We start from the raw sequence: 18,646 nt of genomic DNA, 5'->3' as shown, positions 1-18,646 counted from the left end.
TAAAGAAAAAGGTATCAGAGGAAGGGGGGAAGGGGCAAGGGTAGGGAAGAGCGTTAGGCGCTCCCCTCCGTCAGCGCCTCCATCGCCAGGCGGTAGCCCAGAAAGCCCAGCCCGCTGATCTTGCCCCGGCAGACCGCCGCCGTCACCGACTGATGGCGAAACGCCTCGCGGGCGTCTACGTTGGAGATATGGACCTCGACGACGGGAAGGGGTTGCCCGGCGATCGCGTCCCGCAGCGCGTAGGAATAATGCGTCAGCGCGCCCGGATTGAGGACGATGCCGGTGAAGCCGTGCTCCTGCGCGTCCTGAATCCACTCCAGCAGTTGCCCCTCGTAGTTGCTTTGGCGGCAGGTCACCGGCACGCCGAGTTCGGCGCCCCACGTCTCGCACAGACGTTCCAGGTCTTCGAGCGTCTGCGAGCCGTACACGTCCGGTTCGCGCAGGCCGAGACGGTTGAGGTTGGGGCCGTTGAGAACGAGGATCATGCTTCAGCCTACCGGGTTAGCTCAGGCTGGTGACATCTGTTTGCCACGTCTCAAAAGCCCGCCGCAACACCGTTTCGGGAACGCGTGCCAGATAGGGCTGAGCCAGGTCATGCAGGAGCACGAAGCGGACGCCCTGCGTATCCGCCTTTTTGTCGCGGGCCATATAGGGCCACACGTCGTCAAAGGTGAGGGGGGGGAGGGGCTGGGGCCGCTGCCAGCGCAGGAAGGCAAGCGTGTGCCCGCTGAGGTCCGCGCCGCCCAAAGCCCGGCTGAGGAGGGCCGCGTAATGCATCCCGTACCCGACCGCCTCGCCGTGCGTGACCGCGTGGTTCGTGGCTGCCTCCAGCCCGTGTGCCAGCGTGTGGCCGAAATTCAGAAAAGCGCGTTCACCCTGTTCCGTCAGGTCGCGGCTCACCACCCCGGCCTTGACGGCGACGGCGTCCGCAAGGGTGTCTTGCAGCCCTGGTCCCCCGGGGCAGAAGCCAGGCGAGAGCACGCGGGAAAGGAGGGTCGGGTCGGCAATCAGGCCGTGCTTGTACGCCTCTGCGGCGCCCTCTGCGAACACGGGACGGGGCAGGGTGGCCAGGGTGTCCGTGTCACACCACACGGCCCTGGGCGGCCAGAACGCGCCGACAAGGTTCTTGCCCTCGGGCAGGTTCACGCCGGTCTTGCCACCCACTGCCGCGTCCACCATCCCCAGCAGCGTCGTGGGCAGGGTGTAAAAGGCCACGCCGCGCAGGTAGGTCGCGGCGACGAAGCCCGCGAGGTCGGTGGCGGCTCCACCGCCCAGCCCCACGACGGCGCCGTCACGAGGCAGGTTGACCTGGGCGAGGCGCGAGAGCACGTCCGCGTACACCGCGAGCGTCTTGCAGTCGTCGCGAGCGGGGACCGGCACGGTCACGCAGGGAGAGAGGGCGGCCTGGACCACCTGGACATAGGCGGGGGGCAGGTCTACGGGGTGAAGCAGGGCGACCTGCCGCTGCGGCACCCGCACCCGCGCGAGCAGGCCGGGGCCGACCTCCACCGCGTAGGGCTGCGGCCCACCGACCTCAATCCGCCGCACGTTCCTCCAGGGGGTGCGCGGGGAGCTCGTTTCCTCGGGTGGCCTGGCTGTCTGCCCAGTCCCACAGGCGCTCGATGACCTCTTCTACGATCTCTTCGGCGGGGCGACCGTCACTGTGGATATGGATGGTGCCCTGCCGGTAGTGCTCCTCGCGCTCGGTCATCAGGGTACGGATGCGCGTGAGGGGGTCGGGGGTTTGCAGCAGCGGCCGGTCGCTGTGACGGGTACGCTGGTACACCGTCTCGGGCGAGGCCCACAGCACCACCACCGGGCCACGTTCGAGCAGCATGCGGCGGTTTGCCTCGTGGATAAAGGTGCCGCCGCCCAGGCTGACCACGGCGTAGTCCAATCGGGTGACGCGGCGCACCACCTCCGCCTCACAGGCGCGGAAGTAGCCTTCACCCTCCTGCGCAAACACCTCGGGAATGCTCTTGCCGATCACGCGTGTAATCAGCTTGTCGGTGTCCACGAAATGCAGCGCCAGCGCGCGCGACAGTTCCCAGCCGACGCGGCTTTTTCCGGTGCCCATAAAGCCCGCCAGTGCCACCCAGGTGACGGGACGCACGATCAGGCTGGACCCGTTCATGGGGGACAGTCTAGAGGAAAGCCGGTTTGTCAGCGTGCACAGGTCACCCTCTGGCTCGTCAAGCTCGAGCAGCGACGCGGCAAGGGCCGTCTCGACCCGCCATCCCAGCTCAGTATCAGTACGCCCGAGCATAGGCCCTCGCCGCCTGAACCCGCTCCTGAAGCTCGGGCAGCGTGTCTCCACCGAACTTTTCGAGCACCGCGTCGGCGAGCACCCAGCCGATCACACACTGCAGGATGACTCCGGCGGCGGGCACGGCCGTCGTGTCGCTGCGCTCACGGGCGGCGTCCGAGGGCTCGTGCGTGACCACGTTGACGGTCGGCAGCGGCTTCATCAGGGTGGCGATGGGCTTCATGGCGACGCGGACGATGAGTTCCTCGCCGTTCGTCATGCCCGCCTCCAGGCCGCCCGCGCTGTTGGTCTCGCGGGCATAGGTGCCCTCCCGGTAGTACACCGGGTCATGCACCTGGCTGCCGGGCTTGACCGCGTTCTCGAACGCCCGTCCGATCTCCACGCCCTTCATCGCCTGCACGCTGAGACAGGCCTGAGCGATCTTTCCGTCCAGCTTGCGGTCCCAGTGCACGTAGCTCCCCAGGCCGACCGGCAAGCCCCGGAAGCGCACCTCCAGAATGCCGCCCAGGGTATCGCCGTCCCTTTTCGCCTCGTCGATCCGCTCGCGCATCCGCGCGGCCGCGTCCGCATCGGGGGTTCGCAGGTCCGATGCCTCGATCGCGCCGAGCTGGTCCCAGGAGAAGGGCACGCGCGTCTCGATTCCGCCCAGGCTCGCCACGTAATTTGCCCCCTCTACACCGAGCTCCGCGAGCAGCTTGAGGGCCACGGCCCCCACCGCAACCCGCGCCGCCGTCTCCCGCGCCGAGGCCCGTTCCAGCACGTCGCGCAGGTCCTTGTGGCGGTACTTGATGCCGCCGGTGAGGTCGGCGTGGCCGGGGCGGGCATCGGTCAGCGCCTTTTTGCGCGGCTCGCCCCCCGGCTCGGGCGACATGATCTCCACCCAGTTGCGGTGGTCGCGGTTGGGAAGGACCAGCGTGACCGGCGCCCCGGTGGTGCGGCCCGCGCGGACCCCGCTGAGAAGCTGTGCCTCGTCCGTCTCGATCACCATGCGCCGACCGCGTCCGTAGCCGCCCTGCCGCTTGCGGAGCCAGGGATTGATGTCACCGGTCCCCAGCGGCAACTGCGACGGCAACCCCTCGATGATGGCCGTCAGTTGCGGCCCGTGCGACTCCCCGGCGGTGAGATACCTCATGGAGGGAATGTAGCGCCGCGCACGACGAAAACGGGGTGGGCTGCCCAAACAGGGCGAGCGGCCCCGTGCTCGAAGCCGCCCGCCGGTGCGCCGCGCCTCCTTCTACTTCACCACGGAGCCGGTGATGATCACAAGCAGCTGGCTCTGCTCTCGGCGCGTCGTCTGCTGGCCAAAGGCCGCGCCGATCACCGGGAGGCTACTCAGGAAGGGCACGCCGTCGTTCGTGCGCGATTCCGCCACGCCCAGCAGGCCGCTCATAAGGACCGTCTGTCCGCTCTTGAACGTCACGGTGCTTTGGGCTTCGGAGTTGGTGAAGTTCAGCAGGTTGGGCAGGCCAGTGGTCGGCAATTGCCCGGCGATATTGCTCACCTGCCCGCGCACCCGCAGCGTGATGGTGCCGTCCGGTGCCACCTGCGGATCGAAGAAGTCCAGGTTGAGGCCGTAGTCGATCTGCTTCTCGATGTTGCCGCTGCTGGACGGAATGTTGATCTCCAGCCGCCCGCCGCTTTTGATGCTCGCCGCGGCGTTGGCCGAGGCATTTTGTGAGTTCGTGCCGGTGCCCAGCGACCGCTGCCCGCTCTGCATGGAGATGTTGCCGTCGTACACGCGCTTGGTGAAGCCCTGATTCTCCAGCGCCTGAAGGGTGGGGAAGATGTTGAAGCCCACCAGCGAGCGTGTGGGGTCAAAGGTGGCGCCCAACCCGCTGCCCCCCACGCTCACGTTGAAGCCGCCGAAGTTCACCTTCCAGTCCAGCCCCAGGCTGCGCGCGGCCGTCTCGGTGATCTCCTGAATGCGGACCTGCACGTTGATCTGCGGCACCACCTGGTCGAGTTGGGGGACCAGTTCGGCGATCTGCGTGACCTGCTCGGGGGTACCGCGCACAATCAGCGTGTTCGTGCGCTTGTCCGCGATGATCGTCGCGCCGCTGGCGTCGGTCGCCGCTTGGGCGGACTGTTGTGCGCTCTGCCCTTCCGGCTGTGCGGCACTTGTTCCTGCCGTCGGCACGGTGACCGTGACTGCGTTTCCGTTCGCGTCGGTCGCGTTCACCGGCACGTTGACCAGTTTCTGCGGGTCGCTGTCCCCCGTCAGGTCACGCGCCAGCGTCCCCTCAAGCGTTGCCTTGACCTCCTCAGCACTCGCATTCACCAGTTGGAAGACGCGCTGCACGGTCTTGGGCACGGCTGCTACCGGACGGTCCACCTGGGCGAGGAGAGCCAGGGCCGCGTCGAGCTGCGTCTGCGGGCCGGTGATGACCAGCTGCCCGGTCTGTCCGACGGGCGTGACCTTGAGGCTAGGGTACTGGGCGGCGAGCAGGGCCGCCACATCCGCCTGTACCCCCTTGACCGTGTAGAGGCGTTGTGTGGTCGCGGGTTCCGGCGGTGCGGGACGGTCCACCTGGGCGAGGAGAGCCAGGGCCGCATCCACTTCACTCTTGACGCCGCTGAGGATGATCTGCGGCGACGAACCGTACTGTGTCAGGTTGAGGTTCGGATAACGTGCCTTGAGCAGGTTGATGGCCTCGACCGGACTTCCCTTGACGGTATAGATCACCTGGCTTTGTGGAATGGCCGGTACCGCTGCCTTGGGAACGTCAATGGTAGAAATAAAGCTGCGAACCTTTGCCGTCTCTTCGGTGGTACCGCCAACAATCAGACGATTGTTCTCGGTGTCCGGGACAATCTTCAGCGTTCCTGTAAGGGCGTAGCCGTCGAACTGCCGAACCTTGTCAACGATCGTCCCGTTAGAATCCCGGATGGGCAATTCTGTGTAGATGCGTTCTCCGAAAAACTCCAGCGCCCTCTGGTGAGCGTACTGGGCGTTGATGTGGCTGAGGGGTACCGCGAGTTGCGCGGGCCGCTGGCCGATGCGCAGAACCTGGCTGTTGCCGACGCGGACCACGCTGTACTGCAGCTCGTAGATATCCATCAGGAGCGGCCAGACCTCGTTGAAGGGCTTCCTGACGAAGTTGTACGCGATGGGCTTGGCGCTGAGTTCCTGGGGGCGGCCCGTGGGCGAGGCGTAGCTGCCGCCGCCTGTCGCCGTGACGGTTGACGTGCGGGTGTCCGTCTCCGTGCTCGTGGTGGTGGAAGACGTGGTGGAGAGGCGGCCTTCGATCAGCGCGAGGGCGTCGACATTGAAGTTAAACACCACCTCGTACCCTGCGCTCTTGGCCACGGCCGCGAGCAATACGGACAGGGGACCCCGGTAGCTTCCGGTGTTGACGGAGACCGGGACGGGGCTCAGCTGCGGGTCCACGAAGCGGCTCGGGGCAGGTGTGGCGGCCTCCGGCGTCTGCGGCGTGGCGGGAACGGGGGTGGTCTGCGCAGCGGCCATACCGAGCGCGGCGGTCAGCAGGAGGACGTATCTCTTCACGGCTCACCTTTTCTCTTCAAGGTTCAGGGTGGTGGTGTCGTTGCCCCGCGCGAGGGTGACGCTCTCCGCGGTCACCTCACGGACAGTCACGTCCGAGTCGGGGAGGGTCTGCCCGGTGGAGACGACAAAAAAGCCGTCTGGTGAGTGCAGGATGGCGGTGTTGACCGGGCCGAGCACGGCGGAGGCCAGCGAGAGGCCGCGGCTCTGGACCCAGCGGTCAAGGTCGCTCGTGGACGCCGCGGGGTCCGCTGCCCCCAGTTGGGTGATGGGCTTCGGCGTCCCCGGTGTGGGCAGGACCGTGGCGGGGGGCAGCGCCGTCTTGCCCGAACCGTCCGCTGCTGCGGCATCCGAGTCGGTTTTGCCGGCTCCCAGATCAAGGGGCTCGCGCGGCACGCTCAACGCCACGGCGGGTGGCCGGACGGGAGCTGGAAGGGGCGTGGACGGCGCAGGCAGGTTCTGTGGGGGCGTGACCGGCTCGGTCTTCGCCTCGCTCGCCGGGCTCGGCGTGGTGGAGGGCGGGAAGGGAGCGCCATTCACCGCAGGGCGCTCGACGGTCACGCGCTCGGGTGTCTGGGGGAGGGGAGAAAGGGTAAGGGATTCGCGCGGGGCAGTGGCGACCGGAGAAGCCGTTGTGGGACGGGGCAGGTTCAGCGGGGCGCTGGGAAGAGCTCCGGGTGTCTGCGGCTCGGGGGTGATGCTCGCCGCCTGCTGGGCCGGTGGCTCATCTTTTTTCTCCAGAGCCAGGGGCCGGAAGGGATTGACGCTGGGGATCGCGGCCAGCGGGGTGTCAGGGTTGATGCCGCTCGGGGTAGGAGGAGTGTCGCCACTGCCCGCCTGCCCGAACGCGGGGATGGACGGTACCTCCACCGCGCCGCTCGGTTGCGTCACCGTACCGCCGCTGCTGCTGGCCGGGGGGGCCGGTGCGCCTCCTGTTCCAGCCACCTCATCGCTCGCTGGGGGCGTCTGGACGAGGTCAGCTGCGTGGCGCTTGGCGTTCCACACGGCGATGCCGCCACTCAGGGTCAGGATCAGCAGCAGAACGAGCAGCAGCTTCATCTCGCGCGAGAGCTTGAGCTGCCCGGGGAGACGTTTGCCGAATGTCACTGGGCACCTCCCGTGGGCGCGGCGGGCGGTGCCGCCGGTGCTGCGGGGGCGGTGCCCGCGCTCGCCTGCTGCTCGTCAAAGGTGTAGACGGTGAGGTTCAGGGTGCCCTCCAGCGTGGGGTTAAAGGTGCTTGCCTGCGGCAGCTGCAGGTTCAGGCCGCTGACGGTCGTGAAGCGGTTCATGGTTTCCAGGGACCGCAGGGCGCGGAACACTTCGGCGAACTGACCGCTCACGCCCAGGTTGAGGTTGATGGGCCGCACGCCGCCGGGCAGGCCGCTGGCCGTGCCGTTTTGCACGGTGAAGGTGGTGAGTTCGGCTCCTGCCGCGCTGATGTTGCGCCGCACCTCGTCGAGGACCACGCCGAACTGTGCGGTGGCCGGCAGCGCCCGCAGGAACTGGTCCCGTTCCACCTGAAGCCGGGCTACGGCCACGCGCAATTCCGGCAGCTCGCGCTGAGCGGCGCGGTGACGTTCGGCGTTCAGCCGGGTGGTTTCGAGTTCGCCCTTCAGCAGTGAGATTTCCTGCTGGCGCGGTTGAAAGCGCAGGAAGTACCACAGCAGCAGAAGCAGCAAGCAGGCGGCAACGACAAGCAGAAACAGCGGCCGTGGGGCGACTTTACTGGACATCGGCACCTCCTGCCGCCGCCCCTACACCGGGCTGAGCACCGGCCGTGTCCGTCGTGGCTGCTGAACCCACCAGACCCACAGACGCGGCAAAGGTATAGCGGCCTGTCTCGCCCTCGCGCTCCAGGCTGCGGAAATTGACGGCGAAGTTGGGGCTGTTTTCGAAGGTGTTCAGGAAGTTGACGACCGACTGCTGGCTGCGAGCAGTGCCCGAGAGGTCGATCTCACGCACCACGTTTTTCCCGGTGTAGATGCCGCTTTGTTGCAGGCTGGCGAGCGCGCTGGGATCGAGTGGTTTCACGCTCATGGACGTGATCGCCACGCTGCCTGCGCCCGGAAGCTGCGCGGCGAAGGCAGCCACGTCGTTCGTCCAGTACGTCTTGCGGTCCCGCAGCTCTCCGGCCACCTTCGTGACCTCCTCCAGCGTGCGCTGGGTGGCCAGCAGACGGTCGTATTCCTGCTTGGCGGGGGTCAGGGCAACGATCTCGCCCTGCAACCGGTCCTGCTCGGTGCGCAGCCGCCGCAGTTCGCCGCCAACCGACAGTTCAGGCACCAGGATGGCTGCGGCGGTGAGGCCCAAGACGGCGGCGGTCGCGTATCGCCAGGCGTTCGGGCGCGTGCTGCGGCGCTCGGTGTGCGGCAGCAGGTTGATCTCAACCATGCGGTACCCCCCGTAGCGCCAGACCCAGCGGCACCGTGAATTCCGGTGCATTGGCCTGGAGGTAGCCGGTATCCACGTTGGCCGCGTCGGTCTGCACGGTCAGCCAGGGATTGCCGACCTCGACCCGGAAGCCCAGGGCGCTGCTGATCGCGCTCGCCAGGCCCCGCAGCTTCGCGCCGCCTCCCGCGATAAAGGTCCGGTCGATCACCACGTCCCCGGACTGTACCCGGTAGAACTCCAGCGAGCGGCGAATCTCGGTGATCAGGTCGGCGAGCACCGGGCGAATCACCTCGAAGACGCGCGCCGGGCTGTACTGCTCGTGCGCGCCCAGGCGCAGCGGCGTGTCCTCGTTCTGTCCGGGCGTAACGGCGCTTCCGCAGGCGAGTTTAACCTCCTCAGCGGCGCTGAAGTCCAGATCAAAGGCTTTTTGCAGCGCGGTGGTGAAGTCGTCGGCCGCCACCCCAATGTTGCGGGCCATCAGCAGCCGGTCGCCACGCACCAGGCTGATCACGCTGCTGCTTGCGCCGATCTCCAGCACAAGCGCCACCTCACCTGCCTCCGTGTAGTTCAGGCCCGCCAGGGTGGTCTTGTTGAGGTGTTCACCGAGCAGGTTCCCGCGCAGGGCGCGCAGCGCTGCAAAACTCTTGAGATCCACCACGACGGGTTCTAGGTCGGCCAGGCGCAGCACCTCGACCTGCCGAGCCACCGCCTCGCTGGGTGCGGCGGCAAGCACCGCCTCCAGCTGCCCGTCTTCTGGGACGGCGGCGGGGTCGTCGAGCAGGTCAAAATCCAGGTTCACCTCTTCGATGGGGTAGGGGATGTAGCGCTCCGCCTCCCACTTGATGGCTTCTTGGAGATCCTGGCGGTCTAGCCGCGGCACCATGATGTTGCGCGTAACGGCGGCCTGGTTGGGCACGGCGGTGACGGCATAGCGGGCCGAGATGCGGTGCTCGGCCAGCAGGCTTTTGAGCTCGTGGGCGACCGCCTGCGGCTCGATCACCAGCCCGTCGCGCATGCTGCCGATGGGCGTGGGCACCATCACGGCATGCTGAAGCACCGCCGGCGTGCCCGGGCGCAGCGCCACCACCTTGATGGCGCTCGTGCCGATTTCCACGCCGATGGCACTCGGGCGCGGCTTGCTTAGGCGTTGAAACAGGGTCGACATGCGTCCTCCGAGGGGCGGGTTCTAGCAGGGGCTCATCTGGGGGAAAACCGCTCCAGGAGGCAGGGAAGAAGCGGAGAGAGAAAAGACGAAAGGCGGCTGCATGAGCGTCTCATGCAACCACCCCCACACTTACGTAACTCTGACAGCCCAAAAGACCCGTCTGGGACGGGGTGGAGTGCCCTGAATCCAGGGCGACGCCCAGGGCGCAACCCCCCCGAAGGATAAAGACCGGATGCCCGGGCAGAAGGCGTCAGCGGCTCAGCGGCGTCAGGTCCACACCGAAGACCCGCACGAGGCCACTCGGCGCGACGGTCACGATGTCCGCTCCCACCACCCCCACCCGGCCGGGACCGTGCGGCACGCTGGCCAGGACCCGGCCTGACGCGTCCAGCCGCTGAAGGGCTGTTCCCGTCAGGCGGTACGTGCCCGCCGCTGTGGTCACGCTGGGCAGGTTCGCCGAACGAACGCCCGTGGGGGTGACTTCGAGGAGCGGCCCGGGGGCCGTCTCGACGATCAGGCCGTCAGCCACGCGCCGCAGCGTCCCGGCCAGCAACACGTAATCCTCGCCGTCGCCGCCGGTGAGGGCCGCCGTGGGTGCGCCGGAGACGCCGCCTGCGGGCTGCCCGGCATAGGTCACCGCGCTGCCGTCCTCGCGGTACGCCCGAGTGGAGGAGAGGGTCACCACCCGCCCCACCGGCACCGACCGTGCGGCGCGGTCCAGCGTGACCAGCAGCCCTGCTCCCGGCAGAGCGGCCCAGGCGTCTCCGCCTTGCCAGGCGACCGCCACCGCCCTCCCCGGCAACTGGGGGCAGACCGGCCGGTAGGAGGGCGCGCGGGCCACACAGGCCTGTCCGTTGTCCAGCCAAGTGGCGCCCTCCGGTGAGAAGGCCGCGTCAAAGGCCACGGCAGGCCCGCGCGGGGCCGCCGCCGGAGCGCAGGCGCTGAGAAGGGACAGGGCGGTGAACGCGGCGAGCAAAGAGCGGCGCATGGGTGCATTGTTCAGGAAGGGACGCTGTGGGGCATGAGGCTTCCCAGGCCCGGGGTTCTCTTTGCGGGCCCTGAAGGGCAGAGCGGTCTACCGGGGGGCCTTTTCGCCGTCCCGCACCCGCAGCAGCGCCTCTACCACCACGTCTAGCCCCACGCCCTCCTGCGCGCGCCTCTCGGGCGTCCACGAGATGCCCCGGCTGGCCTTGACGAGCACCACGTCACCGTTCCGAATCTCCGTGAGCAGGTCTGCGAGCAGTTCGGGCACCGTGCGGTAGGCCCGCTCGCCGAGCTCGGCGGCAAAGGCCCCCACCCCGTAGGTGAGGTCGGCCTTCTGACGGGCATGGGCTCCCACCTGGGCGTGCAGCTCGCGTTCGGTCGTGCCCAGTTCCAGCATCCGCCCCAGCACGCTGATGCGGCGGCCCGGAAAGGTGGCGAGGGCGTCCAGCGCCGCCGTCACCGCGAGCGGAGAGGCGTTGTAGGCGTCGTCGATCACGGTGAAGCGGCCCGGATGAACCTGGTAGCGGCCCCCCGGTACCTGTACGCCCGCAAGCCGCCTCGCCGCCTCCGGCAGGGGCATCCCCGCCTCCAGGGCGAGCGCGAGGCCCAGCACCGCGGCTTCGGCCTGGACCCGCGAGGCCAGCGGCAGTGTGACGGGCACGCCCCGAAAGGTAAACTGCGCGCCCGCCGGGGTGACGTCTAGGCCCTCGCCCGCGTAGGTCACGCCCTCGCCAAACCCGTAGGTGTCCACACCGGGATAGAAGGGAGCCGCCTGGGTGCCCACCAGCCCGCGCCGTCCGGCCAGAATGATGCCCTTTTCACGCGCCACGCCCTCCACGCTGCCAAGCTGTTCCAGGTGCGCGGCGCCCACGCTGGTGACAACCCCCACGTCGGGCTGCACAAGGTCCACAAGTTCGGCCATCTCGCCGGGGCGGTCAATCCCCATCTCGACCACCAGGGGAGCGCCGCTTCTCCCGAACTCGATCAGAAAGCAGGCGATGGCGGGGATGGTGTTGTAGACGGGCATAAAGGCCGCGTTCAGCGCCGCTGCCGCGTAGCTCTTGGCGGTCGTCTTGCCCACGCTGCCGGTGATGCCCACCACCAGGGGGTTCCGCGCGCGTTCGGCGCGGGCCCAGGCCAGGAGGGCTTCTCGCGCGTCGGGCACTCGTACTGCCCCCGGAACGTCGAGGTCGGTCAGCACGAAGGGGGCTCCCGCCGCCAGCGCCGCCTCCACGAAGCGGTTGCCGTGCGTCTTCTCGCCGGGCAGGGCCACGAACGCGACCTGGGGCGAAGCCTGCCGGGAATCCCAGGTCAGGCGGGCCGCGGGCCGGGCCTGCGGGTGAACGGTGGCGGGAAAGGGGAGGGACGCGTGGGGGTCAAGCATGGGGGGAAGGTAGCAAAGGGCAGGCGGCTGCCTGCCCACGAACGCCTACTCGAGCGTGACCAGATAGTCGTACAGGTCCGGTCCCCCCAGGTGGGCCTCGACCTCCACCATCGGGAACTCTTTGGCGATGCGCGCAGCGAGGGCGTCCAGATCCTCCTGCGTCTTTTGGGGTCCGCCGAACACCGTGACGATCTCCTGGCCCGCGTAGCTGCGGTTCAGCATCTCCAGCACGCTGCCCTCGGGCGTGCCGCCCGCCTGCACGAGTTCGTCGTCCTTGAGGCCGATCACGTCGCCCTCGGCAATCTCCAGGGTGGTCCCCTCCTTGGTGGTGACCGTCGTCGTGCGGCTGGCGCGGGTGACTTCAAAGGTGGTCACGCGGGCGGCGGCCGCCTCCATCTCGGCCTTCAGGCTCTCCGCGTCGGCGTCAGGCTGAAAGGCGAGGGCCGCGCCAATGCCCTGCCCCAGCGTGCGGGTGGGCACGACCACCGCGCGGCCCTCGAGCAGCTCGGTCGCCTTTTCGGCGGCCATCAGCACGTTTTTGTTGTTGGGCAGAATCAGGACCTTTTCAGCGCTGACTGAGCGCACCGCGTCCACGATGTCCTGAACGCTGGGATTGGCCGTTTGCCCGCCCGACACAATGCGGGCCCCCAGCGAACGAAAGAGCTTGACCAGCCCGTAGCCGCTGGCCACCGCGACCAGGCCCGCGGGCGGCACCTCCTCCTCGGCCCGTGCCGCCGCGCCCGCCATGCCCAGAATCTCGGTGTGCTGCTCGGACATGTCTTCGACCTTGGTCTTGAGCATTCGCCCGTAGCGGCCCACCGTTGCCAGCAGCGCGTCAGGTTCGTTGGTGTGGATGTGGCCCTTCACGTAGCCCTCGGCGCCAACCACGAGCAGGCTGTCCCCAAAGGGGCTGACCAGCGCGCGGATCTCCTCGATGGGCTTGGTGGCGTCCGACATCAAAAACTCGGTGCAGTAGCCGAATTCCTCGGTTTCAAACTGCTCCTGCGCGTAGCTCGTGACGGACGGTGCCTCGGGCAGCGCCTCCCCGCGCAGCGCCGCGAGCATCCCCTGCACCACGTACAGGTAGCCCTGCCCGCCCGAGTCGATCACCCCCGCCTGCTTGAGGGCCGGGAGCATCTCGGGGGTCTGGTCCAGAAGCCGCTGCCCCTCGAAGAGGGCCTGTTCCAGTACGGCGTCCACCGTGTCGCGCTCGCGCGGGCCATTCGCGCCGTCCGCTACGCCCCGCGCGACCGTGAGGATGGTGCCCTCTACCGGCTTCATGACGGCGCCGTAGCCGGCCTTTTGGGCCGCGCGAAAGGCCGCGGCCAGCGCCTCGGGGCCGATCTCCGCCTTGTCGCGAATGGCTTCGGCAAAGCCCTTGAGCAGCTGCGAGAGGATCACGCCGCTGTTGCCGCGTGCGCCCAGCAGCGCCCCGTAGCTGATCGCGCGCGCAACCGACGGCATGCTCTGTTCGTCGCAGGTGTCCAGCTCGCGCCGCACCGACTGCATGGTGAGGTGCATATTCGTGCCGGTGTCGCCGTCGGGCACCGGGTAGACGTTCAGCGCGTTGACCTGTTCGCGGTACACCCCCAGCCAGTCGGTCGCCACCCGCAGCATGTGGGCGAGGTCGGCGGGTTGGAGGGCCGTGACAGGTCCATGCCGAGCAGCCTCAGACACGCTGCACCCCCACCGCGTGGACACGGGTGGCCTTGAGCTCGATCCCGGCCTGCGTCTTCACGACGTGTTCGACCCGATCTTTGATGTTGCGGGCGACGGTCGGGATGCTCACGCCGTAGGCCACGACGACGTACAGGTCAGCCGCATACTCGCCGCCCTCGCGTGAGACGACCACCCCTTCACGGGCGTTGGCGCGGCCCAGCACGCGCGAGAGCCCTTCTTTCAGGGTGGCCGGGGCCATCCCGACCACGCCGGGGATCTCGTGCGCGGTCAGGCCGATCAGAGAGGCGAGCGCCGCCTCGGAAATCACGATGGAGCCAGTCACAGTAGACAGGAGTATACGCGAGGGACTCCCGCCCCACAGACTGGCCTCCCGCTAGTCGCCCAGCTGGGCCTCGGTCGCCGGACCGCTGCGCACGGGGACAGCCTGGCTCCGCAGGGGCAGAACCGGGACGAACAGCGTGACCAGGAAGCCAGCGAGGACGATCCAGATGCTGGTGCCGAACATCTTGGTCATGGCGGCGGTAAAGCCTTCTTTCAGGCCGGTGGAGAGCTGCGCGGCCAGCGTCTTTGCCTGCTCGTTCAGGCGGGTCTTGAGCTGGCTCAAGGTGCTTTGCGTGGCCTGCTTCACCAGCGCGGGCTCCTGGGCCAAGAGAGCCTGCTGCACGCGCTGGGCGGTGGCCTGTGCAGCTTGCGGCGTAGCCAAGGCCTGCGCGGGCAGGGCCCGGAGTTGTGCCTTGAGGGCTTCGGGCGTCTGGCTGCTGTGCAGGAGCGCCTGGCGGCCCGCCTCGCCGTTTTTCAGCACATTGGCGATCTGGGTGGCCTGCGCCGTCAGCTTCTGATGCACCTGGGCCTGGAGGCCGCCCCCCGTGACAAGCGCCTTGAGCTCGGCAGGCAGGGCAGGGTTGGCGGCCAGGGCCTGCGCGGCGGCCCGGTCACCGTTGAGCGCCCGGGCAATCTGCGCGTACTGAGCGGCAAAGGCTTCCTGGATCTTCTGCTCGGCGGGGTTGCCGCCCCCGCTGCTGCTCGCCCGCAGGGTGCCGATGTCGAAGTTGCTGGCGTTCAGCGTCATACCGGGCACCTGCGGCAGGTGCCGGGGAAGTTCTGCGTGCAGGTTATTCAGAAGCAGGGTGCCGAAAACCGCTGCGCCGATCGTCGAGCCGATCTGCCGGAAAAACTGTGAGCTCGAGGTGGCAATGCCCATCTGGCTCAGCGGCACGGCGTTCTGAATGGCGAGCGTAAAGAGGCTCTGGGCAGGCCCTAGGCCCAGGCCCACGACGAACATGCGCCAGCCGAGGTCCGCCAGGGTGGTATGGGCGGTGATCTGCGTGAGGAGGTAGATCCCCAGCATCAGCAGGAGGCCGCCGCCGATCATCCAGGGCTTGTACCGGCCGGTTCGGGCGACGATCTGCCCGACGCCGATGCTGGACAGGATCAGGCCGCCCATCAGCGGCAGCATGGAAAAGCCGCTCTTGGTGGGCGAGACGCCCAGCACCATCTGCATAAAGAGGGGCAGGAACAGGATCGCGCCCATAAAGGCCATCCCCATGATGAAGGAGGCCAGGTTGCCCAGCGAGAACATGGGCACGCGAAAGAGGGTGAGGGGAATGATGGCGTCCTTGGTGCGAGCCTCGACAAGCAGAAAGGCGATCAGGCTGACCGCGCTCACGGCGAACAGGGTCAGAATGCGTGCGCTGTCCCAGGGATAGGTCACGCCGCCCCAGGTGAGGGCCAGCAGCAGCGGAACGGTCATGGCCAAGATCAGCGCCGCCCCGGGAAAGTCGATCTTTCCGCCCGAGCGGTGGGTGAGCCGGGGCATCTTCGCCAGGATGAGAAAGAGGGCCAAGAGCCCCAGCGGCAGGTTCACGTAGAAGGTCCAGCGCCAGGAGAGCTGGTCGGTCAGAAAGCCGCCCACCGCGGGGCCAATCACGCTGGCGAGGCCGAAGACCGCGCCGAAGAGGCCGCCGAACCGGGCCCGCTCGGCGGGAGGAAACATGTCGGCCAGAATGGTAAAGGCGATGGTAAAGAGCGCTGCGCCGCCGAAGCCCGCGACCGCCCGGAAGGCGATGAGCTGGTTCATGCCGCCGCCCAGAAAGTCACCTAGAAACGCCTCGCCCGCGAGGCCGCTGAGGGCCGAGCCCAACAGAAACACCACGATGCCGAACACCAGGACGGGCTTGCGGCCATACAGGTCCGAGAGCTTGCCGTAGATGGGCACCATCACCGTGCTGGAAAGCAGGTAGGCGGTGGTGACCCAGGAGTACAGGTTGAAGCCGTGCAGGTCCTCGATGATGCGAGGCATGGCCGTGCCCACGACGGTCTGGCTGAGCGCGGCGAGCAGAAAGACGACCAACAGGCCGATCAGGGTGATGCGTTTTTCCTGGTCACTCCAGCTGGTTTGGGGAAGGGACGGTGTGGAGACAGTCATGCGCAGTCCTCTTGGGCAAGAAGTTCAAGGGCGCTCAGAAGCGCCGAGAGGGTGGCGGGGTCCAGCCGAGCGAGGCGTGCCCCCGTCAGGGCCTGAGCGGTGTCGAGCGTGTCGCGAATCACGTGTTCGCCTGCCGTGGTCAGGGTCAGGTGCGTGCGGCGCGAGTCCTGCGCGTCGATGTGCCGCTCGATCAGGCCCTGCTTGACGAGTTGATCGAGATAACGGCTGAGCAGCGTGGCGGGCATCTGCAGCTGCTCAGCAAGCACCTTGGGGTACTGATGGCCGTCTTGGATTCCCCGCAGGACAAAGAACTTGCGCAAGTCGAGGCCGTGCCGAGCCGCCAGAAGGGGATCGAGCTCCTGCTTGAGGCGGCGCTGAAACCGCCACATGCTGCTTAAAAACCGCGCGACCTGTTCCCGTGGGGGTGGGGGAAGGGCTGGAGAAATCATCCAACCAAAATACGGCAATAATTCACTTAGGTCAATCATTTCGGAGTGTTAAGTCTTTCGGCCTAGGCTGCCGGAACCGTGGTTTACTGCCCTTCATGCACCTTGTCAGCACGCTGGACCGAGTGGACCTCACGTTGACGTTTTCTGCTGAAGAGGGGGCGGACCTGCCCGCACAGGTGGCGCGGGCGCTGAAGCCGGGGACCGTGCAGGTGCTCGCGCGCGCTGCGGCGGGCGACGTCGCGGTCGCCTTGTCGCCTAGGAACGCCGCGGAGGCTCGGGAGGTCGGCACGGCGCTGATGCGGCTGGCCAGTGACCTCGGGGCGCACCGCGTGCGGGTCGAGGCTGCGGAGTACGGGGAGGCTCTGGCCCTGGCCGCCCTTGCGGCGGGCGACCGCGACGCGCGCTACCGTTCCCAGGCGCAGCCCGGGCCTGCTCAGCTCGCGGTGGAGGGCCTATCGGACCGAGCATACGTGGCTGCTCTCGCCGCGGGCGTTCGTTTTGCTCGCGACCTGGTGAATGCCCCGGCAAACGTCCTGGGCCCCGTCACCCTGGCCCGTGAAGCGCGTGCCCTGGAGGCGCTGGGAGCAGACGTGGACGTCTGGGACGAGAGCGAGATCGAGGCGCGGGGCATGGGCCTGCTGCGGGCGGTCGCGGCGGGCAGCGCCTCGGGCCCCCGCCTGATTCGCGTGACCCTGCCGCCGCGCGGCGCGGCGCAGCGCGTGATCGCTTTGGTGGGCAAGGGCATCACCTTCGATACGGGCGGCTACTCCATCAAGAACGCGCAGGGGATGGCGACCATGAAGGGCGACATGGGCGGCGCGGCGGCCGTTCTGGGCGCGATGCGCGCGCTGGCCGAGGCGCGTGACCGCCTGCCCGAGGGCCTAGAGGTCCGCGCCTACGTGCCCGCCGCCGAGAACATGGTTGGTCCCCAGGCGATGCGGCCCGGCGACATCTACCGCGCCGCCAACGGCAAGACGGTGGAGGTGCTGAACACCGACGCAGAGGGCCGCCTGATTCTCGCGGACGCCCTGGCCGTCGCCTGTGACGAGGGCGCGACCGAGCTGGTGGATCTGGCAACCCTGACCGGGGCCAAGGTCACCGCCCTAGGAGACGAGATCGCGGCCCTCTACAGCACCGATGCGGGCCTGACCGCCCGCCTCAAGGCCAGCGCCGAGGCCGCCGGTGAATTCGTGTGGGAGATGCCGCTGCACGCCCCCTACCTCCAGGCCTTCCAGAAAGAGACGCTCGCCGACCTGCGCAACTCTGACCTGGTCCCTGCGGGGGGCAGCATCAAGGCCGCCCTCTTCCTGCGCGAATTCGTGACCCGGCCCTGGGCGCACCTCGACATGGCCGGGAACGCGATGAAGGCAGGTCGGGCGACCGGCTGGGGCGTAGGGACGCTCGTGGGGTACGTGCTGGGGCGGTGACGGTTACGCCGCCGGGTGGAGCCGTCCCCGCCACATCAGCCGCATTCGCTGCCCAACCCGCCGGTACAGGGGCGGGGCATGGTGGGCGCGGAAGTCGCGGGTCGCGGCTTCGCTGCCTACGTCGTGGCCGTACTTCTCGGTCAGGAAGTAGCGGTGATCCATGATCCAGAGGTACAGGTCCGCTTCGGTACGGCCCGGAAACCGCGCCATCACGTCGTGCTTTTCGATGTTCTCGAGCACTCGGCTGTAGAGGCGGCGGTACCAGCTTTCCACAGCCTCCGCCCAGCTCACGGGCGGCAACCCCGCGCGCTCCGGCTTGCGGTCGAGGAAGTACTGCCGGGTGCGGATGTGCTCCAGCAGGCGGTCGTAGCGGCCCGGCGTGGTAAAGAGAATCTCACGGTGGCCCGGCACCACCCGGCCGAGTTCCGTGGCCTTGAGAAAGCGGGCATACTCCCCCTTGATAATCAGGTCGCGGAGGGTGTCGTGCTCGTCCGGCGGCACGGTGACATGGAGTTCAATCACGTGCGCGTCGATGTAGTGCTGGCCCTGACGGCGGGCGACCGAGACCCGGTGGTTTCCGTCTTTGACGAAGTACAGCTCGCCCACCTTGTAGACCTGAATCGGCGGCAGCTCCTTGCCCTGAAGCTGCGCAGCGCGCACGCCGATCCAGCGCTCGTCGAGGTGCGGCTCTTTGGGCAGGTAGTGCCGGTCGAACTCACGGTAGCGGTCCACAGAGCCGATGATCTGGTCGACCGGGATAGCCTGGACCCCCAGCGGGTGTTCACCTTCTGGGGCGAGGTGCCAAACCCAGTCAAAGGGCAGCAGCTCGTTGGGCTCACGGCGCAAAATCGCCAGCAGGTCGTACACGTCCGCCAGAAAGCGGGCGCGTTCAACCTCGTGGCGGGCCTGAAGGCGGGGATGGGTCTCACTCATGGTCGGGCTCCTGGCGCGGGAACGCCGGGGCCGGGGTCTG

The 18,646-nt window shown here is 68.1% G+C and carries 17 protein-coding genes; 1 reads left to right on the top strand and 16 read right to left on the bottom strand.

What is annotated here, in order from left to right; genetic code table 11:
- Positions 1-53: 53 nt before the first annotated feature.
- The 15 genes from aroQ to EI73_RS06375 all read right to left on the bottom strand — a co-directional run bounded on the left by aroQ (position 54) and on the right by EI73_RS06375 (position 16,246).
- Positions 54-485: a type II 3-dehydroquinate dehydratase gene (aroQ, locus tag EI73_RS06445; protein WP_034385269.1), complete on the bottom strand. Its 432-nt coding sequence runs from the start codon at positions 483-485 to the stop codon at positions 54-56.
- Between the two features lie 16 nt (positions 486-501).
- On the bottom strand, positions 502-1,548 hold the full coding sequence (gene aroB, locus EI73_RS06440) for a 3-dehydroquinate synthase (RefSeq protein ID WP_034385267.1): 1,047 nt from the start codon (positions 1,546-1,548) through the stop codon (positions 502-504).
- Positions 1,535-2,134 carry a shikimate kinase gene (locus tag EI73_RS06435; protein WP_034385264.1) on the bottom strand — a complete coding sequence of 200 codons (600 nt, stop codon included), beginning with the start codon at positions 2,132-2,134 and terminating at the stop codon, positions 1,535-1,537. Before EI73_RS06435 ends, aroB begins: the two co-directional genes overlap by 14 nt.
- Positions 2,135-2,249: 115 nt before the next feature.
- The gene (gene aroC / locus EI73_RS06430) at positions 2,250-3,398 is read right to left on the bottom strand and encodes a chorismate synthase (RefSeq protein WP_034385263.1); all 1,149 of its coding nucleotides are present in this window, start codon (positions 3,396-3,398) and stop codon (positions 2,250-2,252) included.
- Positions 3,399-3,500: 102 nt separating this feature from the next.
- Entirely contained in the window at positions 3,501-5,771 is a 2,271-nt protein-coding gene (locus EI73_RS16675; protein ID WP_034385260.1) for a secretin N-terminal domain-containing protein, read from the bottom strand.
- A 3-nt stretch (positions 5,772-5,774) separates the two neighbouring features.
- On the bottom strand, positions 5,775-6,875 hold the full coding sequence (locus EI73_RS06420) for a hypothetical protein (RefSeq protein WP_034385257.1): 1,101 nt from the start codon (positions 6,873-6,875) through the stop codon (positions 5,775-5,777).
- Complete coding sequence (gene pilO / locus EI73_RS06415) at positions 6,872-7,501, bottom strand: type 4a pilus biogenesis protein PilO (RefSeq protein ID WP_034385254.1); 630 nt, start codon at positions 7,499-7,501, stop codon at positions 6,872-6,874. The genes EI73_RS06420 and pilO overlap by 4 nt, the downstream gene beginning before the upstream one ends.
- Complete coding sequence (locus EI73_RS06410; protein WP_034385252.1) at positions 7,491-8,159, bottom strand: fimbrial assembly protein; 669 nt, start codon at positions 8,157-8,159, stop codon at positions 7,491-7,493. Before EI73_RS06410 ends, pilO begins: the two co-directional genes overlap by 11 nt.
- Positions 8,152-9,324 (bottom strand): type IV pilus assembly protein PilM, encoded by a 1,173-nt coding sequence (gene pilM / locus EI73_RS06405; RefSeq protein WP_034385251.1) that lies wholly within the window; start codon positions 9,322-9,324, stop codon positions 8,152-8,154. The genes EI73_RS06410 and pilM overlap by 8 nt, the downstream gene beginning before the upstream one ends.
- A 250-nt stretch (positions 9,325-9,574) precedes the next feature.
- Entirely contained in the window at positions 9,575-10,312 is a 738-nt protein-coding gene (locus EI73_RS06400) for a hypothetical protein (protein ID WP_034385248.1), read from the bottom strand.
- An 87-nt stretch (positions 10,313-10,399) separates the two neighbouring features.
- Positions 10,400-11,692, bottom strand: coding sequence for a UDP-N-acetylmuramoyl-tripeptide--D-alanyl-D-alanine ligase (gene murF, locus EI73_RS06395; protein WP_034385245.1), 1,293 nt, complete (start codon positions 11,690-11,692; stop codon positions 10,400-10,402).
- 45 nt (positions 11,693-11,737) lie between these two features.
- Positions 11,738-13,309, bottom strand: coding sequence for a DAK2 domain-containing protein (locus EI73_RS06390; protein WP_034387863.1), 1,572 nt, complete (start codon positions 13,307-13,309; stop codon positions 11,738-11,740).
- Positions 13,310-13,361: 52 nt separating this feature from the next.
- Positions 13,362-13,694 carry an Asp23/Gls24 family envelope stress response protein gene (locus EI73_RS06385; protein WP_034385242.1) on the bottom strand — a complete coding sequence of 111 codons (333 nt, stop codon included), beginning with the start codon at positions 13,692-13,694 and terminating at the stop codon, positions 13,362-13,364.
- A 51-nt stretch (positions 13,695-13,745) separates the two neighbouring features.
- A complete protein-coding gene (locus EI73_RS06380; protein WP_034385241.1) occupies positions 13,746-15,797 on the bottom strand; it encodes an MDR family MFS transporter in 2,052 nt (683 codons plus the stop codon).
- Positions 15,794-16,246, bottom strand: a complete 453-nt coding sequence (locus tag EI73_RS06375) for a MarR family winged helix-turn-helix transcriptional regulator (protein ID WP_034385238.1) — start codon at positions 16,244-16,246, stop codon at positions 15,794-15,796. Before EI73_RS06375 ends, EI73_RS06380 begins: the two co-directional genes overlap by 4 nt.
- 95 nt (positions 16,247-16,341) lie before the next feature.
- Here EI73_RS06375 and EI73_RS06370 point away from each other — a divergent pair, with 95 nt between their 5' ends.
- Complete coding sequence (locus tag EI73_RS06370) at positions 16,342-17,673, top strand: leucyl aminopeptidase family protein (RefSeq protein WP_034385235.1); 1,332 nt, start codon at positions 16,342-16,344, stop codon at positions 17,671-17,673.
- A 3-nt stretch (positions 17,674-17,676) separates the two neighbouring features.
- Here the strand turns inward: EI73_RS06370 and EI73_RS06365 are convergent, their stop codons facing one another.
- A complete protein-coding gene (locus tag EI73_RS06365) occupies positions 17,677-18,606 on the bottom strand; it encodes a DUF4032 domain-containing protein (protein ID WP_034385231.1) in 930 nt (309 codons plus the stop codon).
- Positions 18,607-18,646: the final 40 nt, after the last annotated feature.

Source organism: Deinococcus sp. YIM 77859, from assembly GCF_000745175.1.
Classification (GTDB): Bacteria; Deinococcota; Deinococci; order Deinococcales; family Deinococcaceae; genus Deinococcus.
The sequence above is the reverse complement of the archived record's forward strand: the minus strand, read 5'-3'. Positions and strand labels throughout refer to the sequence as shown.

Excerpts from the sequence above, each read along its gene's own strand:
- EI73_RS06365 (WP_034385231.1), bottom strand. The coding sequence starts at position 18,606 with ATGAGTGAGACCCATCCCCGCCTTCAGGCCCGCCACGAGGTTGAACGC.
- EI73_RS06390 (WP_034387863.1), bottom strand. The coding sequence starts at position 13,309 with ATGCTGCGGGTGGCGACCGACTGGCTGGGGGTGTACCGCGAACAGGTC.
- EI73_RS06370 (WP_034385235.1), top strand. The coding sequence starts at position 16,342 with ATGCACCTTGTCAGCACGCTGGACCGAGTGGACCTCACGTTGACGTTT.
- pilM (WP_034385251.1), bottom strand. The coding sequence starts at position 9,324 with ATGTCGACCCTGTTTCAACGCCTAAGCAAGCCGCGCCCGAGTGCCATC.
- EI73_RS06435 (WP_034385264.1), bottom strand. The coding sequence starts at position 2,134 with ATGAACGGGTCCAGCCTGATCGTGCGTCCCGTCACCTGGGTGGCACTG.
- EI73_RS06380 (WP_034385241.1), bottom strand. The coding sequence starts at position 15,797 with ATGACTGTCTCCACACCGTCCCTTCCCCAAACCAGCTGGAGTGACCAG.
- EI73_RS06410 (WP_034385252.1), bottom strand. The coding sequence starts at position 8,159 with ATGGTTGAGATCAACCTGCTGCCGCACACCGAGCGCCGCAGCACGCGC.
- aroQ (WP_034385269.1), bottom strand. The coding sequence starts at position 485 with ATGATCCTCGTTCTCAACGGCCCCAACCTCAACCGTCTCGGCCTGCGC.
- pilO (WP_034385254.1), bottom strand. The coding sequence starts at position 7,501 with ATGTCCAGTAAAGTCGCCCCACGGCCGCTGTTTCTGCTTGTCGTTGCC.
- aroC (WP_034385263.1), bottom strand. The coding sequence starts at position 3,398 with ATGAGGTATCTCACCGCCGGGGAGTCGCACGGGCCGCAACTGACGGCC.
- murF (WP_034385245.1), bottom strand. The coding sequence starts at position 11,692 with ATGCTTGACCCCCACGCGTCCCTCCCCTTTCCCGCCACCGTTCACCCG.
- EI73_RS06400 (WP_034385248.1), bottom strand. The coding sequence starts at position 10,312 with ATGCGCCGCTCTTTGCTCGCCGCGTTCACCGCCCTGTCCCTTCTCAGC.
- EI73_RS06375 (WP_034385238.1), bottom strand. The coding sequence starts at position 16,246 with ATGATTTCTCCAGCCCTTCCCCCACCCCCACGGGAACAGGTCGCGCGG.